At 54.3% G+C, this 20,348-nt stretch carries 19 protein-coding genes; 7 read left to right on the top strand and 12 right to left on the bottom strand.

All coding sequences use genetic code 11. The features are described 5' to 3' along the window. Nucleotides 1-9: 9 nt before the first annotated feature. The 7 genes from cdsA to rpsB form a co-directional block, all read right to left on the bottom strand. Nucleotides 10-867, bottom strand: coding sequence for a phosphatidate cytidylyltransferase (gene cdsA, locus ACB496_RS03975; protein ID WP_371974512.1), 858 nt, complete (start codon nucleotides 865-867; stop codon nucleotides 10-12). Nucleotides 868-879: 12 nt separating this feature from the next. Next, nucleotides 880-1,638, bottom strand: a complete 759-nt coding sequence (gene ispU / locus ACB496_RS03970; protein WP_100777556.1) for a (2E,6E)-farnesyl-diphosphate-specific ditrans,polycis-undecaprenyl-diphosphate synthase — start codon at nucleotides 1,636-1,638, stop codon at nucleotides 880-882. 181 nt (nucleotides 1,639-1,819) lie between these two features. After that, on the bottom strand, nucleotides 1,820-3,022 hold the full coding sequence (gene ispC / locus ACB496_RS03965) for a 1-deoxy-D-xylulose-5-phosphate reductoisomerase (RefSeq protein ID WP_371974511.1): 1,203 nt from the start codon (nucleotides 3,020-3,022) through the stop codon (nucleotides 1,820-1,822). A gap of 98 nt (nucleotides 3,023-3,120) precedes the next feature. After that, nucleotides 3,121-3,678 carry a ribosome recycling factor gene (gene frr / locus ACB496_RS03960; RefSeq protein WP_095280841.1) on the bottom strand — a complete coding sequence of 186 codons (558 nt, stop codon included), beginning with the start codon at nucleotides 3,676-3,678 and terminating at the stop codon, nucleotides 3,121-3,123. A 170-nt stretch (nucleotides 3,679-3,848) separates the two neighbouring features. Then, nucleotides 3,849-4,574, bottom strand: a complete 726-nt coding sequence (pyrH, locus tag ACB496_RS03955) for a UMP kinase (protein WP_100777558.1) — start codon at nucleotides 4,572-4,574, stop codon at nucleotides 3,849-3,851. 149 nt (nucleotides 4,575-4,723) lie between these two features. Beyond that, nucleotides 4,724-5,575: a translation elongation factor Ts gene (tsf, locus tag ACB496_RS03950; RefSeq protein ID WP_100777559.1), complete on the bottom strand. Its 852-nt coding sequence runs from the start codon at nucleotides 5,573-5,575 to the stop codon at nucleotides 4,724-4,726. A 121-nt stretch (nucleotides 5,576-5,696) separates the two neighbouring features. Further along, nucleotides 5,697-6,422, bottom strand: coding sequence for a 30S ribosomal protein S2 (rpsB, locus tag ACB496_RS03945; RefSeq protein WP_100777560.1), 726 nt, complete (start codon nucleotides 6,420-6,422; stop codon nucleotides 5,697-5,699). A 322-nt stretch (nucleotides 6,423-6,744) separates the two neighbouring features. Here rpsB and map point away from each other — a divergent pair, with 322 nt between their 5' ends. The 4 genes from map to ACB496_RS03925 all read left to right on the top strand — a co-directional run bounded on the left by map (nucleotide 6,745) and on the right by ACB496_RS03925 (nucleotide 11,639). Then, nucleotides 6,745-7,539, top strand: a complete 795-nt coding sequence (gene map / locus ACB496_RS03940) for a type I methionyl aminopeptidase (protein ID WP_102104629.1) — start codon at nucleotides 6,745-6,747, stop codon at nucleotides 7,537-7,539. A 64-nt stretch (nucleotides 7,540-7,603) separates the two neighbouring features. After that, nucleotides 7,604-10,279, top strand: a complete 2,676-nt coding sequence (gene glnD / locus ACB496_RS03935) for a bifunctional uridylyltransferase/uridylyl-removing protein GlnD (RefSeq protein WP_107702225.1) — start codon at nucleotides 7,604-7,606, stop codon at nucleotides 10,277-10,279. A gap of 34 nt (nucleotides 10,280-10,313) precedes the next feature. After that, entirely contained in the window at nucleotides 10,314-11,138 is an 825-nt protein-coding gene (gene dapD, locus ACB496_RS03930; protein ID WP_008501915.1) for a 2,3,4,5-tetrahydropyridine-2,6-dicarboxylate N-succinyltransferase, read from the top strand. 111 nt (nucleotides 11,139-11,249) lie between these two features. After that, complete coding sequence (locus tag ACB496_RS03925) at nucleotides 11,250-11,639, top strand: DUF3461 family protein (protein ID WP_100777563.1); 390 nt, start codon at nucleotides 11,250-11,252, stop codon at nucleotides 11,637-11,639. An 84-nt stretch (nucleotides 11,640-11,723) separates the two neighbouring features. Here the strand turns inward: ACB496_RS03925 and cdaR are convergent, their stop codons facing one another. The 3 genes from cdaR to dgt all read right to left on the bottom strand — a co-directional run bounded on the left by cdaR (nucleotide 11,724) and on the right by dgt (nucleotide 16,129). Further along, entirely contained in the window at nucleotides 11,724-12,881 is a 1,158-nt protein-coding gene (gene cdaR / locus ACB496_RS03920) for a DNA-binding transcriptional regulator CdaR (protein ID WP_107702226.1), read from the bottom strand. 154 nt (nucleotides 12,882-13,035) lie between these two features. Next, entirely contained in the window at nucleotides 13,036-14,484 is a 1,449-nt protein-coding gene (gene degP, locus ACB496_RS03915) for a serine endoprotease DegP (RefSeq protein ID WP_100777565.1), read from the bottom strand. 130 nt (nucleotides 14,485-14,614) lie between these two features. Then, complete coding sequence (gene dgt, locus ACB496_RS03910) at nucleotides 14,615-16,129, bottom strand: dGTPase (RefSeq protein WP_312155753.1); 1,515 nt, start codon at nucleotides 16,127-16,129, stop codon at nucleotides 14,615-14,617. Between the two features lie 82 nt (nucleotides 16,130-16,211). Between dgt and mtnN the strand changes: the two genes are divergently transcribed. The 3 genes from mtnN to ACB496_RS03895 are packed head-to-tail and all read left to right on the top strand — an operon-like array spanning nucleotide 16,212 to nucleotide 18,353. Then, on the top strand, nucleotides 16,212-16,910 hold the full coding sequence (gene mtnN, locus ACB496_RS03905) for a 5'-methylthioadenosine/S-adenosylhomocysteine nucleosidase (RefSeq protein WP_100777567.1): 699 nt from the start codon (nucleotides 16,212-16,214) through the stop codon (nucleotides 16,908-16,910). After that, nucleotides 16,903-17,700 carry a vitamin B12 ABC transporter substrate-binding protein BtuF gene (gene btuF / locus ACB496_RS03900; protein WP_129035400.1) on the top strand — a complete coding sequence of 266 codons (798 nt, stop codon included), beginning with the start codon at nucleotides 16,903-16,905 and terminating at the stop codon, nucleotides 17,698-17,700. Before mtnN ends, btuF begins: the two co-directional genes overlap by 8 nt. Nucleotides 17,701-17,729: 29 nt before the next feature. Then, nucleotides 17,730-18,353 (top strand): TRIC cation channel family protein, encoded by a 624-nt coding sequence (locus ACB496_RS03895; protein WP_100777569.1) that lies wholly within the window; start codon nucleotides 17,730-17,732, stop codon nucleotides 18,351-18,353. Between the two features lie 74 nt (nucleotides 18,354-18,427). On the opposite strand, the gene erpA is transcribed toward ACB496_RS03895, so the two are convergent. Further along, nucleotides 18,428-18,772, bottom strand: a complete 345-nt coding sequence (gene erpA / locus ACB496_RS03890; protein WP_100777570.1) for an iron-sulfur cluster insertion protein ErpA — start codon at nucleotides 18,770-18,772, stop codon at nucleotides 18,428-18,430. Nucleotides 18,773-18,857: 85 nt separating this feature from the next. Next, nucleotides 18,858-20,258 (bottom strand): H(+)/Cl(-) exchange transporter ClcA, encoded by a 1,401-nt coding sequence (clcA, locus tag ACB496_RS03885; RefSeq protein WP_107702230.1) that lies wholly within the window; start codon nucleotides 20,256-20,258, stop codon nucleotides 18,858-18,860. Nucleotides 20,259-20,348: the final 90 nt, after the last annotated feature.

Here is a 20,348-nt window from a genome sequence, read left to right as displayed (position 1 = left end):
AACCTTCCGTTAAATCGTGCCAAATACCAGCAACAACAGGCATGCGAAGACCGGTACCGCAGCCGTCAGGCTATCGATGCGATCCAGTATTCCACCATGTCCTGGGATAAGGTGACCGCTGTCTTTGATCCCTGCTTCACGCTTGAACATGCTCTCGGTTAAATCCCCAAGAACGGACGCCAGTGCGGCAAAAATAGAACAAATCAGCAGCGTGCTCGGCGCAACGTCAAGATTCGCCCACATGCCATATCCCCAGGAGATAATCGCCGCCGTAAACAGACCGCCGATGAACCCCTGCCAGGTTTTACCAGGCGACACTTTCGGCGCCAGTTTATGTTTGCCAAAGAGTTTACCAAACATATAGGCCCCGGAGTCAGCACCCCAGACGAGAATCATCACATAGAGCAGCCACAGTGAGCCGCTGTAGTGGTTGTCGTCGTAGTGCCAGACACGCAGCACAAGCATACCCCAGAAAAAAGGAACAATTGTGAGCAGGCCGAAAATCAGGCGCAGCGTTTTAGAGTTACGCCAGAATGTTGCAGAGCCGGGATAAAAAAGCACCAGCAGCAATGCGACAACCCACCAGCCCAGCGAGGCCCACAGGGAACCCTCAATCAATGGCTGATGGATATTGTGATGATACTCAGGCAACAACAACAGCATCAGCGCCAGTAACAGGCCACAGAGTACAGCCAGCCATACCCGCTGAGTGCGCGAAGTAAAGCCGCTAAGCTGCCCCCATTCCCACGCGGCGAGCATACACACCACCAGCGTGACAATGGCAAATCCCACCGGCGGCAGTAAAAACAGCGCCGCGATAACGATGGGTATTAATACAAAAGCGGAAATCAGGCGATACTTCAGCAAAAGCTACCCCCATCAGACTTTTTCGGCGCCTGGCTCAGTGCCGCCGAAGCGACGCTCACGATTGGCAAAGGCATTCAGCGCACCTTCAAAGTCTTGTTCATCAAAATCGGGCCAAAGAACATCCGTAAAGTAAAGTTCGGCATAGGCAATTTGCCAAAGCAAAAAGTTACTGATTCGATGTTCTCCCCCTGTCCTAATAACCAAATCCACAGGTGCCAGTTCGTTCATGCAGATTTGCTGACCCAGCGCCTCTTCATCAATTTGGTCGGGTCTTAACAGCCCTTCCTGAACTTGCTCAGCCAGATGCCGAACACCCTGGATAATGTCCCAACGTCCGCCGTAATTCGCCGCGATATTGAGCGTCAGACCGGTATTATTTTCGGTCACCGCTTCCGCTTTACGAATGCGTTCCTGCAGACGTGAGTTGAAACGACTGGTATCACCGATAATGCGCAAGCGGACGTTGTGGCGGTGCAGGCTTTTTACTTCGCTGTCGAGCGCCCACACAAACAATTCCATCAACGCAGTCACTTCCTGCGGCGGTCGATTCCAGTTTTCACTGCTGAAAGCATAGAGCGTTAACGCATCAATGCCGTTATTGGCGGCAAAAGATACGGCGCGGCGAACAGATTTCGCCCCAGCTTTATGCCCAAAGGCTCGTATCTTCCCTTGTCTTTTCGCCCAGCGGCCATTGCCATCCATGATGATTGCTACATGGCGACAGCCATGAGCTGGCAAGTTTTCGCTTATTGGTTGATTCGCAGACAACATAACGCGTTTTTAGTCCCTGAAAGGATTTAACGGTACTCAGGAATACTGAAGCCTTTCCACAAAAAAGCCGTGTAAACCACGGCTTACCTGACCACTCTACGTCAAATACCAGCGATCAGGTGGCGCAGACTATATCACCGAAGCCCAACGCTAACAAATAGCACGACGACTCGTGGGTGGATTATCGCCCGCTTGCGAGACGCGTCACTTGTTCGCGTGCAACGACGCGCGCTTGCGCATCGACTGCCAGCACTTCTTCCACGCACTGCGGTTCACGCAAATCCATCGCTTCAAGCACCGAAAGATTGAGTGCCGCGATATCCGTAAAGCGGATGTGCTGATTCAGAAATGCCTCAACGGTCACTTCATTGGCGGCATTGAGCGCGGTAGTCGCCGCTTGTCCCTGATCGAAGGCGTTCATCGCCAGTTTCAGACAAGGGTAGCGATCGTAGTCAGGCTCGCTGAAAGTCAGTGAGCTGATTTTGCAAAAGTCGAGCGGTTTTACCCCCGAGACTACACGGTTTGGCCACGCCATCGAATGGGCGATAGGCGTGCGCATGTCCGGTTCGCCCAGTTGCGCCAGCACGCTACCGTCCTGATAGCGCACCATCGAGTGAATCACCGACTGCGGGTGGATCAGCACTTCCATCTGTTTCGCCGATGCATTAAACAACCAGCGAGCTTCAATGTATTCCAGACCTTTGTTCATCATAGTGGCGGAATCGACGGAGATTTTACGTCCCATCGACCAGTTCGGATGCCGACAGGCCTGATCGGGCGTCATTGCGGCCAGTTCAGACAGCGGCGTTTCACGGAATGGGCCACCAGACCCGGTAAGCAAAATTGACACCACGCCATTCTGCTCAAGTGAAGCGTACCCCAGGTTTTCCTGAAAAGGTTGCGGTAAACTCTGAAAAATCGCGTTATGTTCGCTATCTACCGGTAAAAGTCGCGCACCTCGCGCTTTCACGGCTTCCATAAACAGGCGGCCGCAGGTCACCAGCGACTCTTTATTTGCCAGCAGTACCGTTTTACCGGCATCAATAGCAGCAAGCGTTGGCAGTAAACCCGCTGCCCCCACGATGGCCGCCATGACCTGGTCCACGTCACTTAGCGCAGCCATTTCGCATGCGGCCTGCTGGCCACTTAAAACCTCAGTGCGACTGCCATTCTCTGTCAGTAACGTTTTGACCTGGCGAGCACTTTCCTCGTCATCCATCACCGCATAGCGGGGAGTAAACTCCAGACACTGTTCAACCATGCGCTGCACGTTCTTACCGGCCACGAGGGCGATTACCGTGTACTGGTCAGGGTTGTGACGAACAACGTCGAGAGTGCTGCAACCGATAGAGCCGGTCGAGCCGAGAAGAGTTAAATGCTTCATGAGATGCCCGGAAGAAAAGTTAGACCATATAAAAGCAAAACGCCGCCAGCAAAGTCACAGGACTTTCTGAACGGCGTTTTATCAGATGACGTCAGAAATCAGAACTGCATCAGTTCCGCTTCTTTATCTGCCAGCGCCGCGTCAACTTTCTTGATCGCAGCGTCAGTCATTTTCTGCACGTCGTCCTGAGAACGACGATCGTCATCTTCGCTGATTTCTTTCTCTTTCAGCAGTGCTTTCACTTTATCGTTCGCATCACGACGCACGTTACGCACGGCAACGCGAGCGCCTTCAGCTTCGCCACGCACGACTTTGATCAGCTCTTTACGACGCTCTTCTGTCAGTGGAGGCAGCGGAACGCGGATATCAGTGCCCGCAGAGCTTGGGTTCAGACCCAGATCGGAAGCCATGATGGCTTTTTCAACAGCCGGGCCCAATGAACGATCGAAAACGTTGATTTTCAGGGTACGGGTGTCTTCAACCGTTACGCTCGCCAGCTGACGCAGCGGAGTTGGGGTACCGTAGTATTCCACTACAATGCCATCCAGCAGGCTTGGGGAAGCACGACCAGTACGCACTTTGCTGATTTGGTTTTTGAACGCTTCTACGCATTTTTCCATGCGTGTTTCAGCATCTTTTCTGATGTCGTTAATCACGTTACGAATCCTTGAACACTAGTCTCAGGCAGACTATCCGCCAGCACAGCCGCTATAGGTGTGCTAAGTATAGTCGCGTTTAATTCATGACAACGCCAAAGGCGCGTCCAGGTAACAAACCCACTACAAAAGTAATGCGGAATCTTACCTGTATTTGTCGTCAACGGAAATTATTCCGTGATCAAAGTGCCTTCTTTTTCGCCCATCACTACGCGACGCAGTGCACCAGGCTTATTCATGTTGAAAACACGAATCGGTAATTTGTGGTCACGAGCCAGCGTGAAGGCGGCAAGATCCATCACTTTCAGCTCTTTATCCAGCACTTCGTTGTAGCTCAGCTGATCATACATGGTCGCAGTCGGATCGGTTGCTGGATCGGCAGTAAACACGCCGTCGACTTTGGTGGCTTTCAGCACCACGTCAGCTTCGATCTCGATCCCGCGCAGGCACGCTGCGGAGTCGGTCGTAAAGAACGGGTTACCGGTACCGGCGGAGAGGATCACGACGCGGTTATTGCGCAGCAGGCTGATCGCCTCTGCCCAGCTGTAGTTATCACATACGCCATTCAACGGAATAGCGGACATCAGGCGGGCGTTCACATAGGCACGGTGAAGCGCATCACGCATCGCCAGGCCATTCATCACGGTTGCCAGCATACCCATGTGGTCGCCCACAACGCGGTTCATACCCGCTTTCGCCAGACCAGCGCCACGGAAGAGGTTGCCACCGCCAATAACTACGCCAACCTGGATACCCAGTTCAACCAGTTCTTTGATTTCCTGTGCCATGCGGTCAAGAATGCTTGCGTCAATACCGAAGCCTTCCGTTCCCTGCAGTGCTTCGCCACTCAGCTTAAGCAGAATGCGTTTGTACACGGGTTTTGCATTGGTAGCCATGTTTCTTTCCTGAGACTGTCAACGATTAAGATGGGGGTTAATTCTGGCGACATAGTATGCCGCTTATCAGTACAGAAACCAGAGGGCTCTGTCTGATTTACACATGAGGGGCAAAAAGAAGCCGCCCTCAGGCGGCTCCTTCGCAATCATTAAGACTGCTTGGACATTGCAGCAACTTCTGCTGCGAAGTCAGTTTCAACTTTCTCGATGCCTTCGCCCACTTCGAAGCGGATGAAGCCAGTTACGTCAGCGTTGTGCTCTTTCAGCAGCTGAGCAACAGATTTGCTTGGATCCATAACGAAAGGCTGGCCAGTCAGAGAAACTTCGCCGGTGAATTTCTTCATGCGGCCTTCAACCATTTTCTCTGCGATTTCTTTAGGCTTGCCAGACTGCATGGCGATGTCCAGCTGAACCTGGTACTCTTTTTCTACTACTTCAGCAGACACGTCTTCTGGTTTCACGAATTCTGGCTTGCTTGCAGCGATATGCATAGCCAGCTGTTTAACCAGCTCTTCGTCAGCGCCTTTAGCCGCAACCAGAACACCGATACGTGCGCCGTGCTGGTATGAACCCAGAACGTCGCCTTCCAGTGCTGCAACACGACGGATGTTGATGTTCTCACCGATTTTAGCAACCAGAGCAACACGTTCTTCTTCGAACTGTGCTTTCAGAACGTCAACGTCAGTGATTTTGCCAGCAACCGCTGCGTCCAGTACTTTGTTTGCGAAAGCCTGGAAACCGCCGTCTTTAGCGACGAAGTCAGTCTGGCAGTTAACTTCCAGAATGATGCCGTAGGTGCCGTCGATCTTAGTGATGATCACGCCGTCAGCTGCAACGTTACCTGCTTTTTTCGCCGCTTTGATTGCGCCGGATTTACGCATGTTTTCGATTGCCAGCTCGATGTCGCCGTTCGCTTCAGTCAGCGCTTTTTTGCAATCCATCATGCCTGCGCCAGTACGCTCGCGCAGCTCTTTTACCAGGGATGCGGTAATTTCAGCCATTCTTTAATCCTCGGGAGAGATGTCCTGCCCGGTTTAAGAAACCAGACAGGCTTAAAAGTGAAAAAGGGGCCAGATAGAGGCCCCTATTTATACACGGTACTAAATAAGGGACAGAACCTTATTATTCAGCTTCTACGAAGCTTTCTTCCGCCTGGGAAGCCAGATCCTGGGAACGGCCTTCACGAACGGTAGCAGCAACAGCGCTCAGGTACAGGCTAACAGCACGGATTGCATCGTCGTTACCCGGGATAACGAAGTCAACGCCGTCCGGATCGGAGTTGGTATCAACGATAGAGAATACCGGGATACCCAGGTTGTTAGCTTCTTTGATTGCGATGTGCTCGTGATCAGCGTCGATAACGAACAGAGCGTCTGGCAGACCGCCCATATCTTTGATGCCGCCCAGGCTGTTTTCCAGCTTGTCCAGCTCACGAGTACGCATCAGCGCTTCTTTTTTGGTCAGCTTATCGAAAGTACCGTCCTGAGACTGGGTTTCCAGATCTTTCAGGCGCTTGATGGACTGACGAACAGTTTTCCAGTTGGTCAGCATGCCGCCCAACCAGCGATGGTTCACGAAGAACTGATCGCAGCTGTTTGCAGCTTCTTTCACAGCTTCGCTTGCAGCGCGCTTAGTACCAACGAACAGAATCTTACCTTTACGGGAAGAGATCTTGTTCAGCTCAGCCAGGGCTTCGTTGAACATTGGTACAGTTTTCTCAAGGTTGATGATGTGAACTTTGTTACGCGCGCCGAAGATGAAAGGCTTCATTTTCGGGTTCCAGTAACGGGTCTGGTGACCGAAGTGAACACCAGCCTTGAGCATGTCGCGCATGGAAACAGTTGCCATGTTTAAAACCTCTATTTAAAAGTTGGGGTTATGCCTCCACGTATCCCATATTACCGACCCCGAAGGGCACCCCGGAATATGTGCCGATACGTGTGTGTTATTTACACAATGTGAGAGTTGTCGCCTCTGGTCCATCTTGTGTATTACAAATGGATCGGAAGTCCGGCGCGCTTTATACCACAAAACGCCACCATAAACCAATAATTGTTGGCGGTGTGTGCTGTTAATGATTCTCAATTTGGCAGGCAACGCTCCAGACTGGTACCATTGACAACACTTAGACTAGTATTGTCGAAAAAATCGACACCGATGGACAGATTACATGGCTATCTCTATTAAGACCCCTGAAGAAATTGAAAAAATGCGCGTCGCCGGTCGTCTGGCCGCTGAAGTGCTGGAAATGATCGAACCGTACATCAAACCGGGCGTCAGCACCGGCGAACTGGATCGCATCTGTAACGACTATATCGTCAACGAGCAGCACGCGGTCTCCGCCTGCCTCGGCTATCACGGTTTCCCGAAATCCGTCTGCATCTCTATTAATGAAGTGGTGTGCCACGGTATTCCGGATGACGAGAAGCTGCTGAAAGATGGCGATATCGTTAACATCGACGTGACCGTCATCAAAGACGAGTATCACGGCGACACCTCCAAAATGTTTATCGTCGGCAAACCGACCATCCTCGGCGAGCGTCTGTGCCGCATCACCCAGGAGAGCCTCTACCTGGCGCTGAAAATGGTTAAGCCGGGCATCCGCCTGCGTACCATTGGTGCCGCGATCCAGAAATTCGTGGAAGCGGAAGGTTTCTCCGTCGTGCGCGAATACTGTGGTCACGGCATTGGCCGCGTGTTCCACGAAGAGCCGCAGGTTCTGCATTACGATGCGGATGACGGCGGTGTGGTGCTGCAAAAAGGCATGACCTTCACTATCGAACCGATGGTGAACTCCGGCGACTACCGTATCCGTACCATGAAAGATGGCTGGACGGTAAAAACCAAAGACAGAAGCTTGTCTGCGCAGTACGAGCATACTATTGTGGTAACAGACAACGGCTGCGAAATTATGACGTTGCGAAAGGATGACACCATCCCGGCGATACTCTCGCACAACGAATGATAAGAAGCCGGCAAATGCCGGCTTTTTTAATGGCTATAGCTTTTACTTATGGGTGGCGCACGAGATGAGTAACCTTTTACCCGAACAGTATCCGAACACGGCACTCCCCACCCTGCCCGACCAGCCGGACAACCCTGGAGTCTGGCCGCAGCGCGAGCTCACGGTGGCGGATATTAAAGCGCATATCGACGTTTTTCAGCGCTGGCTGGGTAAAGCCTTTGACGAGGGTATTTCGGCGGAAGAGCTCATCGAAGCGCGCACCGAATTTATCGATCAGCTGCTGCAACGCCTGTGGATCGAGTACGGCTTTGGTCAGATAAGCGACGTCGCGCTGGTCGCCGTGGGCGGCTACGGGCGCGGTGAACTGCACCCGCTTTCCGATATCGACCTGCTGGTGCTGAGCCGCAAAAAACTGCCCGACGAACAGGCGCAAAAAATTGGCGAACTCCTGACGCTCCTGTGGGACGTGAAGCTGGAAGTTGGCCACAGCGTCCGCACGCTCGAAGAGTGCCTGCTGGAAGGGTTATCCGATCTCACGGTCGCCACCAACCTGATTGAAACGCGCCTGCTGATCGGCGACGTCGCCCTGTTCCTTGAGCTGCAAAAACATATCTTCAGCGACGGTTTCTGGCCGTCGGAGCGCTTCTTCGCCGCAAAAGTAGAAGAGCAAAACGTACGCCACCAGCGCTATCACGGCACCAGCTATAACCTCGAGCCGGACATCAAAAGCAGCCCCGGCGGCCTGCGCGACATTCACACTTTACAATGGGTCGCCCGTCGCCATTTTGGCGCGACGTCTATGGATGAGATGGTCGGTTTTGGCTTTTTAACCGAAGCCGAACGCAACGAGCTTAACGAATGCCTGCATCTGCTGTGGCGCATCCGTTTTGCCCTGCATCTGGAAGTGACCCGTTACGATAACCGTCTCTTGTTCGACCGCCAGCTCAGCGTCGCCCAGCGCCTGAACTACAGCGGCGAAGGCAACGAGCCGGTTGAACAGATGATGAAGGATTTCTTCCGCGTCACCCGCCGCGTCTCTGAGCTTAACCAGATGCTATTGCAGCTCTTTGATGAAGCCATCCTGGCGCTGACCACCGATGAAAAACCGCGTCCAATTGATGACGAATTCCAGCTGCGTGGCACCCTCATCGACCTGCGCGATGAAACGTTGTTTATTCGCGAGCCGGAAGCGATCCTGCGGATGTTCTACACCATGGTGCGCAACAGCACGATCACCGGGATCTACTCCACCACGTTGCGTCATCTGCGCCATGCGCGCCGCCATTTGACGCAGCCTCTGTGCTATATCCCGGAAGCGCGTTCGCTCTTTCTGAGCATGTTACGCCACCCCGGTGCTGTCAGCCGTGGTCTGCTGCCGATGCACCGCCATAGCGTGCTCTGGGCCTACATGCCTCAGTGGTCGCACATTGTCGGCCAGATGCAGTTTGACCTGTTCCACGCCTACACGGTGGACGAACACACCATTCGCGTGATGCTGAAACTGGAAAGTTTCGCTAAAGAAGAGACACGGTCGAAGCACCCGCTGTGCGTTGAGCTTTGGCCGCGCCTCAGCCACCCGGAACTGATTCTGATTGCCGCCCTGTTCCACGATATCGCCAAAGGGCGCGGTGGCGACCACTCGGTGCTCGGAGCCCAGGACGTGCTGAAATTTGCTGAACTACACGGCCTGAATTCGCGCGAAACCCAGCTGGTCGCCTGGCTGGTACGCCATCATCTGCTGATGTCCGTCACCGCGCAGCGCCGCGATATTCAGGACCCGGAAGTGATCAAACAGTTCGCCGAAATCGTCCAAACCGAAAACCGCCTGCGTTTTCTGGTCTGCCTGACGGTCGCAGATATCTGCGCCACCAACGAAACCCTGTGGAACAGCTGGAAGCAGAGCCTGTTGCGCGAACTCTACTTCGCGACCGAGAAACAGCTGCGCCGCGGGATGCAAAACACGCCGGATATGCGTGAACGCGTGCGTCACCACCAGCTTCAGGCGCTGGCGCTGCTGCGAATGGACAACATTGATGAGGAAGCGCTGCATCAGATCTGGTCGCGCTGCCGGGCCAACTACTTTGTCCGCCACAGCCCAAATCAGCTCGCCTGGCACGCGCGGCATCTGCTGAAGCATGATCTGAAAAAACCGCTGATCCTGCTAAGTCCACAGGCAACGCGCGGCGGGACCGAAATCTTCATCTGGAGCCCGGATCGGGCCTATCTGTTTGCCGCCGTCTGCGCTGAACTTGACCGGCGCAATCTGAGCGTTCACGACGCGCAAATTTTCACCACCCGCGACGGCATGGCGATGGACACCTTTATCGTGCTGGAGCCGGACGGCAGCCCGCTCTCATCCGACAGGCACGAAGGCATTCGCTTCGGTCTGGAACAGGCGATTACCCAGCACAGCTGGCAGCCGCCACAGCCGCGTCGCCAGCCAGCGAAATTGCGCCATTTTACCGTCGATACGGAGGTCAATTTCCTGCCGACCCATACGGACCGGAAATCGTTCCTCGAACTGATCGCCCTTGACCAGCCGGGCCTGCTTGCGCGTGTTGGCCAGGTTTTTGCGGATCTGGGAATTTCGCTGCATGGCGCCAGAATTACAACCATTGGCGAGCGAGTAGAAGATTTATTCATAATCGCCACCGCCGACCGACGTGCCCTTAATAATGAGCTGCAACTTGAGGTACAACAACGGTTGACAGCAGCCCTCAATCCAAACGATAAAGGGTGACGTGTTTTTTAGTGAAATGGAAAGAGTAAAAACAATGCAGCAGTTACAGAACGTTATTGAGTCCGCCTTTGAGCGTCGCGCCGAAATTACCCCGGCAAATGTGGATACCGTCACCCGCGAAGCGGTGAATCAGGTGATTTCTCTGCTTGATTCCGGCGCGCTGCGTGTCGCGGAAAAAATTGACGGCCAGTGGGTAACTCATCAGTGGCTGAAGAAAGCCGTGCTGCTCTCTTTCCGTATTAACGATAACCAGGTTATCGACGGAGCAGAAAGCCGCTACTTCGATAAAGTGCCGATGAAATTCGCTGATTACGACGAAGCGCGTTTCCAGAAAGAAGGTTTCCGCGTGGTTCCGCCTGCGGCCGTTCGCCAGGGCGCGTTTATCGCACGCAACACCGTACTGATGCCATCCTACGTGAACATCGGTGCTTACGTTGACGAAGGCACCATGGTGGATACCTGGGCAACCGTCGGTTCCTGCGCGCAGATCGGTAAAAACGTTCACCTGTCCGGTGGCGTCGGCATCGGTGGCGTTCTTGAGCCACTGCAGGCTAACCCAACCATCATCGAAGACAACTGCTTCATCGGCGCGCGCTCCGAAGTGGTTGAAGGCGTGATCGTAGAAGAAGGCTCAGTGATCTCAATGGGCGTCTACATCGGTCAGAGCACCCGCATTTACGATCGTGAAACGGGTGAAGTGCATTACGGTCGCGTTCCGGCCGGTTCGGTTGTCGTTTCCGGTAACTTGCCGTCTAAAGATGGCAAATACAGCCTGTACTGTGCGGTTATCGTGAAAAAAGTCGATGCGAAAACGCGGGGCAAAGTCGGTATCAACGAACTGCTGCGTACCATCGATTAATCGGGTATAACAAAAAGCGGGGGCCACCCCGCTTTTTTTACATCTGATGGTGGCGAAGATAGATTTTTTCGTTAATTATTCATAGGTTATGTTGAGCTCAAGGGTACCGCTATGTACGATAATCTGAAAAGTCTGGGCATTACCAATCCTGATGAAATTGATCGTTACAGCCTCCGCCAGGAAGCGAACAACGATATTCTGAAAATCTATTTTCACAAGGACAAAGGAGAGTTTTTCGCGAAGAGCGTGAAGTTCAAATACCCGCGTCAACGTAAAACCGTCGTCGCTGATGGCGTCGGCCAGGGGTATAAAGAGGTTCAGGAAATCAGCCCGAATCTCCGCTATGTCATTGATGAACTCGATCAGATCTGCCAGCGCGATCGCACCGAAGTCGATCTTAAACGTAAGATCCTTGACGATCTGCGTCATCTTGAAAGCGTTGTGACCAACAAGATCAGCGAAATTGAATCGGATCTTGAGAAGTTAACGCGCGGGAAATAAATGTAAAACGGCAACTCCCGGTTGCCGTTTTTTGTTTTTCACTCTTCCGTAAAAAAGCGCGGAGTTAAGGCGTCAGGCCGTACATCACCGCTGCTCATCCAGCTGCAACGCCACATACAGCAGCAACCTGTCATCGAAATTCCCCAGATCCAGCCCGGTCAGTTCCGATATACGGTTCAACCGGTATTCCAGCGTATTGCGGTGAATAAACAGCGCTTTTGAGGTCGCCAGCGGCTGAACGTTATGACGAAACCAGGCCTGCAGCGTACGGCGCAGTAGCCCGTTATTATCCATCGCTTTCAGGCGCACCAGCGGTCGCGCCAGCTCATTGGCCTGCCAGCCGCCGCGTAAACTGTCGAGCAGCACCGGCAACATTAAATCCTGATAGAAATAGCCCCGGCTTTCGGGCATCCGCTGCTTCCCCACCATCATGGTGGTGCGCGCCGTTCGCCATGAACGCGCGATGCTGCCCGGCCCGGTGAAATAGTTGCCGAGCGCGACGCGGAAACGCAGCTGCCCGTTCTCTTTCATGCGTGAGATAAGTTGCTCAACCCGACGCCGATGGTCTTCCGCATCCCAGCGGCCAAACGGGTTCAGCGCCGGTTTTAGCACCACCATTTCCGTGAGCGACACGATCGCTACCAGGTTATTCCGCTCCGGTGTCACCAGCGCGTTTTGCAGCTGCTGCAGCTCCGCCATTGCGCTATCCACACCAAGCTGACCGCTGTCTACCTCAATCACCGCCACCACGCGCGGTTGATTGAGATCGATACCCAGACGCTGCGCCCACTCCGTGAGCGCCGGCGTGTGCTCTTCGGCCTGAATCAGGTTCATCACCAGCTCTTCGCGCAGACGGCTGTCCTGGGCCAGGAGGTGCATCAGGCGCGATTGCTCCAGCATCATCTCGGCGGTCATGCACACCAGTTCACCGTATTTACGCAGTGATTCCGGTTCACCGGTCAGGCCGATGACGCCCACGATCTCCCCTTCCAGGCGCAGCGGCAGGTTTATCCCCTGACGCACGCCGTGCAGGTGTCGCGCCACCGCATCGTCGATATCCACCACCCGTCCCTGGGAAAGCACCAGAAGCGCGCCTTCGTGCAATTCCCCAATGCGCTCGCGATCGCCGCTGCCGATAATTCGCCCACGGGCATCCATTACGTTGATATTGGTATCGATGATGCGCATGGTTCGCGCCACGATTTCCTGCGCCATTTTGGTATCAAGATGCCAGCCAGCCATGTAACCCTCCTGTGAGCTGAGCTCAAGCATAGGGGAGTTCACAGGGTGTCGCATTGTGCGGATGCACAAAGTCAGGGGGAGAAGTATGGACTTGTGGAAAGGGTCACAGAAACGAAGAAAGCCCCTGCCTGATAGCAGGCAGGGGCTGAGGGGATTACTGCATCAACAGGTACAGCGTAGTGTCACCACGCTGAATATTCAGCGCCAGCACCGTTGGTTTACTGTCGAGAATTTTGCGCAGTTCCGCGATGTTTTTCACCGGCTGCTGGTTTGCGCCGATAATCACATCGCCTTTTTTCAGGCCAATACGCGCCGCCGGAGTGTTAGCTTTGACATTGCTCACCACCACACCTTTATCCGCGCCTTTGTTGCTCATATCCGCACCTTCAATACCGCTGAAGATAGTGCTGGAGTCGACCTGATTCTGGCTGCTCTGCTGCAGTTCCAGACTCACGTTCACCGGTTTGCCATCGCGCAGCAGGCCCAGGTTCACTTTGCTGCCGACCGGCATAGAGCCGACTTCAGCACGCAGCGCCGCGAAGCTGCTGATTGGCTTGCCGTTCAGGGTGGTGATGACATCACCGGCCTTGATACCGGCCTTCGCCGCAGAAGAGCTCGGCATGACCTGGCTGACGAATGCGCCGCGCTGAGCGTCAACTTTCATTGCTTTCGCCAGCTCGGAGTTCAGCTCTGTACCCAGAATACCCAGCTCGCCGCGTTTCACCTGGCCAAACTCAACCATCTGACTGGTCAGGTTTTTCACCATGTTGCTTGGGATCGCAAAGCCGATACCGATGTTGCCGCCGTCCGGTGCCAGGATCGCGGTGTTAATCCCGATCAGCTCACCGTTCAGGTTCACCAGCGCACCGCCGGAGTTACCACGGTTAATCGCCGCATCGGTCTGAATGAAGTTTTCGTAGTTTTCCGCATTCAGGCCGCTACGACCCAGCGCAGAAACGATACCGGAAGTCACGGTTTCACCCAGACCAAACGGGTTACCGATTGCCACGGTGTAATCACCAACGCGCAGAGCATCGGAGTCAGCGAGCTTAATCGCCGTCAGGTTTTTCGGATCCTGAATCTGGATCAGAGCGATGTCAGAACGTGGATCTTTACCCACCACTTTGGCATCAAATTTACGGCCATCGCTCAGTTGCACTTTGATGGTGCTGGCGTTGTCCACCACGTGGTTGTTGGTCACGACATAGCCTTTCGCGGCATCAATAATGACACCTGAGCCGAGCGCCATGAATTTCTGCTGCTGACCGCCGCCGTTACCCGCACCTGGGCCATCATCGCCCGCGCCGCCACCCTGACAGAATGGCGAACTCTGGAACGGGGAACCGTCCTGGCAGAACGGTGAGTTGTCACCGAAGAACTGCTGGAAGTTGCGCGGCATGCGCGGTGTATTAACGGTTGTGCTCCCCTCAACGTTAATACTCACCACCGATGGCATCACTTTTTCGAGCATCGGGGCAAGGCTTGGCATCTGCTGCGCCGTGGCGGCCGAAGAGGCGGTCTCGGCTGCGGTGGCAGTCAGAGGGGATAACGCTAAACCTAAACTCAGAGCCAGTGCACTCATTGCTAATGTGGTTTTTTTCATGTTCTCAATCTCGATTTACAGATAACGCAAAATTGCTGTGTACATCAGATTCGTTTTATAGCCCGAAGTTCCGGGATTAAGTTTTTGGAAAAAGTAAAAATTTATTGTTCGTCTTTACAAAACTCATTCATTATTCCACTGCCATCAGGCGCCGGTATTCATCCCATGCATACAAATCGGTCATTCCGCTGATATAGTCCTGAATAAGACGGCAGCGATAATAATATTCCAGCACCGGCCACTGCACGGTATCGCGATCAATTTTACTCACCGCTTCGACGTAGGCAAGACGATGGCGTGTCGAGAGTTTATGCAGCAGCCGCGTTTCTATCGGCAGACGCTTAATACGATCTTTTTCCACCAGCTCGGTAAAATCGTCGACGGATAATTGCAGCAGCGGTCGATAAATTTCCAACAGGCCGCTGATCACCCGGTAACCCTGCAATTCCAGCTGTTCGACGTCGGGATGGCTGAATACATGCCGCATCGCAACGTTCTTATACAACTCAAGCAGTTGGCTGAAACCACTGTCATCTTCCAGCAGCGCGTGATTAAACTCACCGCTAAAAATCGCCGGCAAATTATCGATAAAACGTGATGCCGCGTAGGGCACCAGTTTATTTAATGTATTGACGCGCAAATACATGAAGAACTGATCTTCGGTGCTGCGACTCAATGAATTAGAACGCGATTTATCCCACGCGTTTTCGACCACCTGAGAAAACAGAGAGCCTTTCTCATGCGTGCCCCAGGCCTCGTAAAGATGCTGGTAAAGCTCTTCAACGCTGAATATTCTTTTCTCAACCGCGTCTTCCAGATCGGCCACACAATAGGAGATATCGTCTGCGGCTTCCATAATCCAGGTCAATGGAAAGCGGCCATGCGGCGTCAGCGAAAGTTCTTTACGCAGCCTTTCAATATAGCGTTCTTCGGATAAATAATAGCCGGGCTTTTTCATTAAATAGCTGTGCGTCGCAGGCGGTTCACCCATCCACCAAGCCGGGCGAGTGTATTTTAGAATGCAGCCGACCTGCGCCCACGTCAGGTTCATGCGCATCAGGGAGTGCACCAGCCGAATCCCCTGCGCATTGCCTTCGAACTGGCAAAGATCCTGCCGCACCTTGCGGCGCAAATCGTTTAAGGTCTCTTCGCCTTCGCGCAGACGAAGCGCCCTGACGATACAACGGTCATCGCTCAGCGGCTGGCTTGCCGCATCGGAGGGGAACAGCTTCTGTTTGAACCAGTCGTTTATCGCCGCCTCGCCAAAATGACCAAACGGCGGGTTGCCAATGTCATGCATCAGACAGGCCATCTCCACGATGCTCTCGAACGGCCCGGTCAATTCATCCAGACCGTAGGTTTCGAGCAAACGCTGCTCTTTCAGGCGACTTAAAATCTCTTTGGCGATGTAACGCCCGACCTGCTGTACTTCCATGGAATGGGTGAGGCGCGTGCGAACCGCGGCATTGCGCTCCAGCGGGAACACCTGGGTTTTTTGTTGCAGGCGGCGGATCGCCGGGGAGTTCACAATGCGCCCGCGATCGCTTTCGAAGATACGCAGGATCTCGTGCTCACTCTTTTCTCCCTGCGGAGAACGGAAACGACGATGCCAGTTAATTTTGTTGCGAAAATCGATTGGTGCCATGAGCTCCCCCGCCTGAGAATGCGTTTCCCCTGATGCGCATGATAGACTATGCATCTTAACAAGGCACATCGCGAGTAAATCTATGAAAATCGGCATTATTGGTGCAATGGAAGAAGAAGTTACGCTGCTGCGTGACAAAATTGAGAACTGTCAGACGCTCTCTCTGGGTGGGTGTGAAATCTACACCGGCCAGTTGAACGGAACTGACGTCGCTCTGCTGAAATCAGGCATCGGTAAAGTGGCGGCAGCACTGGGCGCGACCCTGCTGCTTGAGCGCTGCAAACCGGACGTAATCATCAACACCGGTTCTGCGGGCGGTCTGGCTCCTACGCTGAAAGTGGGCGATATCGTGGTCTCCGATGAAGCGCGCTATCACGATGCCGATGTCACGGCATTCGGTTACGAATATGGCCAGCTGCCTGGCTGCCCGGCAGGCTTTAAAGCCGACGATAAGCTGATTGCTGCCGCAGAAAGCTGCATCGCCGAGCTGAACCTGAACGCCGTGCGCGGTCTGATTGTCAGCGGTGATGCGTTCATCAACGGCTCTGTCGGTCTGGCGAAAATCCGCCACAACTTCCCTCAGGCGATTGCCGTAGAGATGGAAGCGACCGCTATTGCGCATGTGTGCCACAACTTCAGCGTGCCGTTTGTGGTGGTTCGCGCCATCTCCGACGTGGCCGATCAGCAATCCCACCTGAGCTTCGACGAGTTCCTGGCAGTTGCCGCCAAACAGTCCACCATCATGGTCGAAACCCTGGTGCAGAAACTGGCGCGTGGCTAAGTATGCAAGGGCGCTGGTCGCCCTCTTCTTGCTTGCACCGGCGTGGCTTGTGGCCGCGCCGCGTGTTATTACCCTCTCCCCCGCCAATACGGAACTGGCTTTTGCCGCCGGGATCACCCCCGTGGGTGTGAGCAGCTTTTCTGACTATCCCCCGGAAGCGAAAAAGATCGAAGAGGTCTCGACCTGGCAGGGGATGAATCTCGAGCGCATCGTGGCGCTAAAGCCGGACCTGGTGCTTGCCTGGCGCGGCGGGAATGCCGAACGTCAGGTCAATCAGCTCTCATCGCTGGGGATAAAAGTGCTGTGGGTCGATGCCATCAGCATTGAGCAAGTGGCGCAGGCGTTACGCGATTTAGCCCCCTGGAGCCCGACGCCTGAAAAAGCGCTACAGGCCGCACAGCAAATGCTGAATGACTACGCTGCACTGAAGAAAAAATACGACACGCCGGTGAAAAAGCGCGTCTTCCTGCAGTTTGGCAGCCAGCCGCTGTTTACCACCGGAAAAGGGTCTATTCAGAATCAGGTTCTGGAAGTGTGTGGCGGTGAAAATATCTTCGCAGCAAGCCGCGTTCCCTGGCCTCAGGTCAGCCGCGAACAGGTACTGGCGCGTCAGCCACAGGCCATTGTGGTGATAGGGAATGCGAGTGAGATTCCGAAAATTGAAAATTTCTGGCAAAGCCAGCTAAAAATTCCCGTTATTGCCCTACACAGTGACTGGTTTGAACGGGCAAGCCCGCGTATTATCCTCGCCGCAAAACAACTCTGCTCTGCCCTGGCGCAGAGCCATTAATTAGGCCCTCATCCTCTGAGGATTGAAAAATGCTCGTTTATTGGCTGGATATCCTTGGCACAGCCGTTTTTGCTATCTCCGGCGTTCTGCTTGCGGGCAAATTACGCATGGACCCCTTTGGCGTATTAGTGCTCGGCGTGGTGACGGCCGTCGGCGGTGGGACGATCCGCGATATGGCGCTCGATCATGGCCCGGTATTTTGGGTCAAAGATCCCACCGATCTGGTGGTCGCGATGGTGACGTGCCTGCTGACGATCGTGCTGGTGCGCCAGCCCCGCCGGTTACCAAAATGGATCTTGCCGGTGCTCGATGCCGTGGGTCTGGCGGTGTTTGTCGGGATTGGCGTCAATAAAGCCTTCATGGCAGGAACCGGCCCGCTGGTGGCAATCTGCATGGGCGTATTGACCGGCGTCGGCGGCGGGATTATCCGCGATATTCTGGCGCGCGAAATCCCAATGATTCTGCGCACCGAAATCTACGCCACCGCCTGTATTATCGGCGGAATTGTCCACGCAACCGCGTTCTACACCTTTGGCGTAGAGCTAGAAACCGCAGCGATGATCGGCATGGTGGTGACCCTGGTGATTCGTCTGGCGGCAATTCGCTGGCACCTGAAGCTGCCGACGTTTGCACTGGATGAAAACGGAAGGTAAAAGCAAAACGGCAACCCAAGGTTGCCGTTTTTGGTGTTCGTACCCTTTCCTGGTCGGAAAAGGCCGCATCACAGTTAAATACTGAACGAAGATCCACACCCACAGGTGCTTTTCGCGTTCGGGTTAGTCACCACAAAGCGCGAACCTTCCAGGCCTTCGGTGTAATCCACCGCGCCACCGACCAGATATTGCAGGCTCATCGGGTCAACGACCAGCGCGACACCCTGCTTCTCAATGGTCATGTCACCGTCGTTGATCTGATCGTCAAAGGTGAAACCATACTGGAAGCCGCTGCAACCACCGCCGGTAATATAAACACGCAGTTTCAGCTCCGGATTATTTTCATCCGCAATCAGGCTTTTCACTTTAATGGCTGCTGCTTCGGTAAACTGCAACGGCAGCGCTACGTCATCACTCATTTTTTGCTCCCATGAATACTGCTACTGAATCGGATTAAAAAACATCCAATTCTTTTTTTCATTATCTAATACCCTGGTAATTCATTCAAGTATTCTGCTTCTCAGCCAGTGCCGCCTCCTGCTTCGCCAGGGTACGCGCAAGAATGGTGGAGTATAACGGCTTTCCGCCCAGGAATTGGGCTAATAGTGTCGCGCCGAGACAGGTAATGATCATTGGCAAAATGAGCTGATAATTGTCGGTCATCTCCAGAACCAGCACGATGGCGGTCAGTGGCGCGCGCAACGACGCCGCCAGCAGCGCCCCCATTCCGGCAACGGCAAAGGTCCCGGCCTGCAACTCATACGCCGGGAATCCCGCTGCGGCGGCCATTCCAAAAGCGGTGCCGAGCAACATTCCCAGCGCCAGCATCGGCGCAAAAATTCCGCCCGGGGCGCCCGAGGAAAAACAGAGCAGCGTCGTCACCACGCGGGAGATAAACAGAAACAGCAGCATTCCCAGGCTAAAATTACCGGCCACGGCGATGGGAATCAGGTTGAATCCGCCGCCTGCTGCACCCGGTTCGATCACGCCCAGCACACCGCACATCCCGCCGAGCAGACCGCCGATCAACACCCATTTCGTGATATTACCGCCGTGAATGCGCTGGAACATATCCTGTGTTTTGAGTATCAGGAAATTAAACAGCGGCCCCAGCACGCCAAAAATCATCCCCAGAATCAGATACAGCCACAGCGTGTTCACCGGCGCATTGGTGAGCTTACCCACCTCAATGACTGCGGATTCGCCGTTGAAAATGCGAAACACAATGCTCGACATGATCACGCCAGTGAAGACCGCCTTGATCGAGATAAGGTTGTAGCGAAACTGCGGGCGCATCTCTTCGATGATAAACAGTATCCCGGCCAGCGGCGCGTTGAAGGCCGCCGAAAGCCCCGCCGCGGCCCCGGTCGCCAGCAGCGTATGGCGCGCTTCGCCGCTGCGCATGCGGAAAACATCCGCCACCATCCGCCCGATATTTCCGCCGAGTTGCACCGTTGGCCCTTCACGGCCTAACACCATGCCAGCCCCGAGCGTCCCCATCCCACCGATGAATTTCACCGGAATCACGCGCCACCAGCGCACCGGACGCAGCTCTTCCAGCGCGCCTTCGATCTCAGGAATACCGGAACCGCCCGCCTCCGGGGCAAATTTGCGTACCAGGAAATAGCCCAGCATTGCCAGAAGCGCCGACAATCCAAAAGCCATCGACCACAGCAGCCACGGGTTATCGGCCACACCGCCCAGCGTGCCGATGCGCCAGTTTTGTACGCCATTGACGGCTTTCTCAAACGCCACGCCCACAAGCCCTGCGAGCGTTCCGACTACTGCGGCCATCACCAGAATCACCAGCGGCGTTTTGTCGCGATTCAATAAGCGTCGAACGCTGACCCGACGGCGCTGGCGGGCAAATTGCTGTTCTTCAAAAGAGGAGTTTTGTGCTGTCATCACGGCTTCTTTTATTGGTCATACAATTAACGCAGGGATTTTAATGCCCCTGACGCTGCCCGTCGCCTGAAAAATCCTAAACAATTGTTC

Source organism: Lelliottia nimipressuralis (assembly GCF_041464075.1).
GTDB lineage: Bacteria > Pseudomonadota > Gammaproteobacteria > Enterobacterales > Enterobacteriaceae > Enterobacter > Enterobacter nimipressuralis.
The sequence above is the reverse complement of the archived record's forward strand: the minus strand, read 5'-3'. Positions and strand labels throughout refer to the sequence as shown.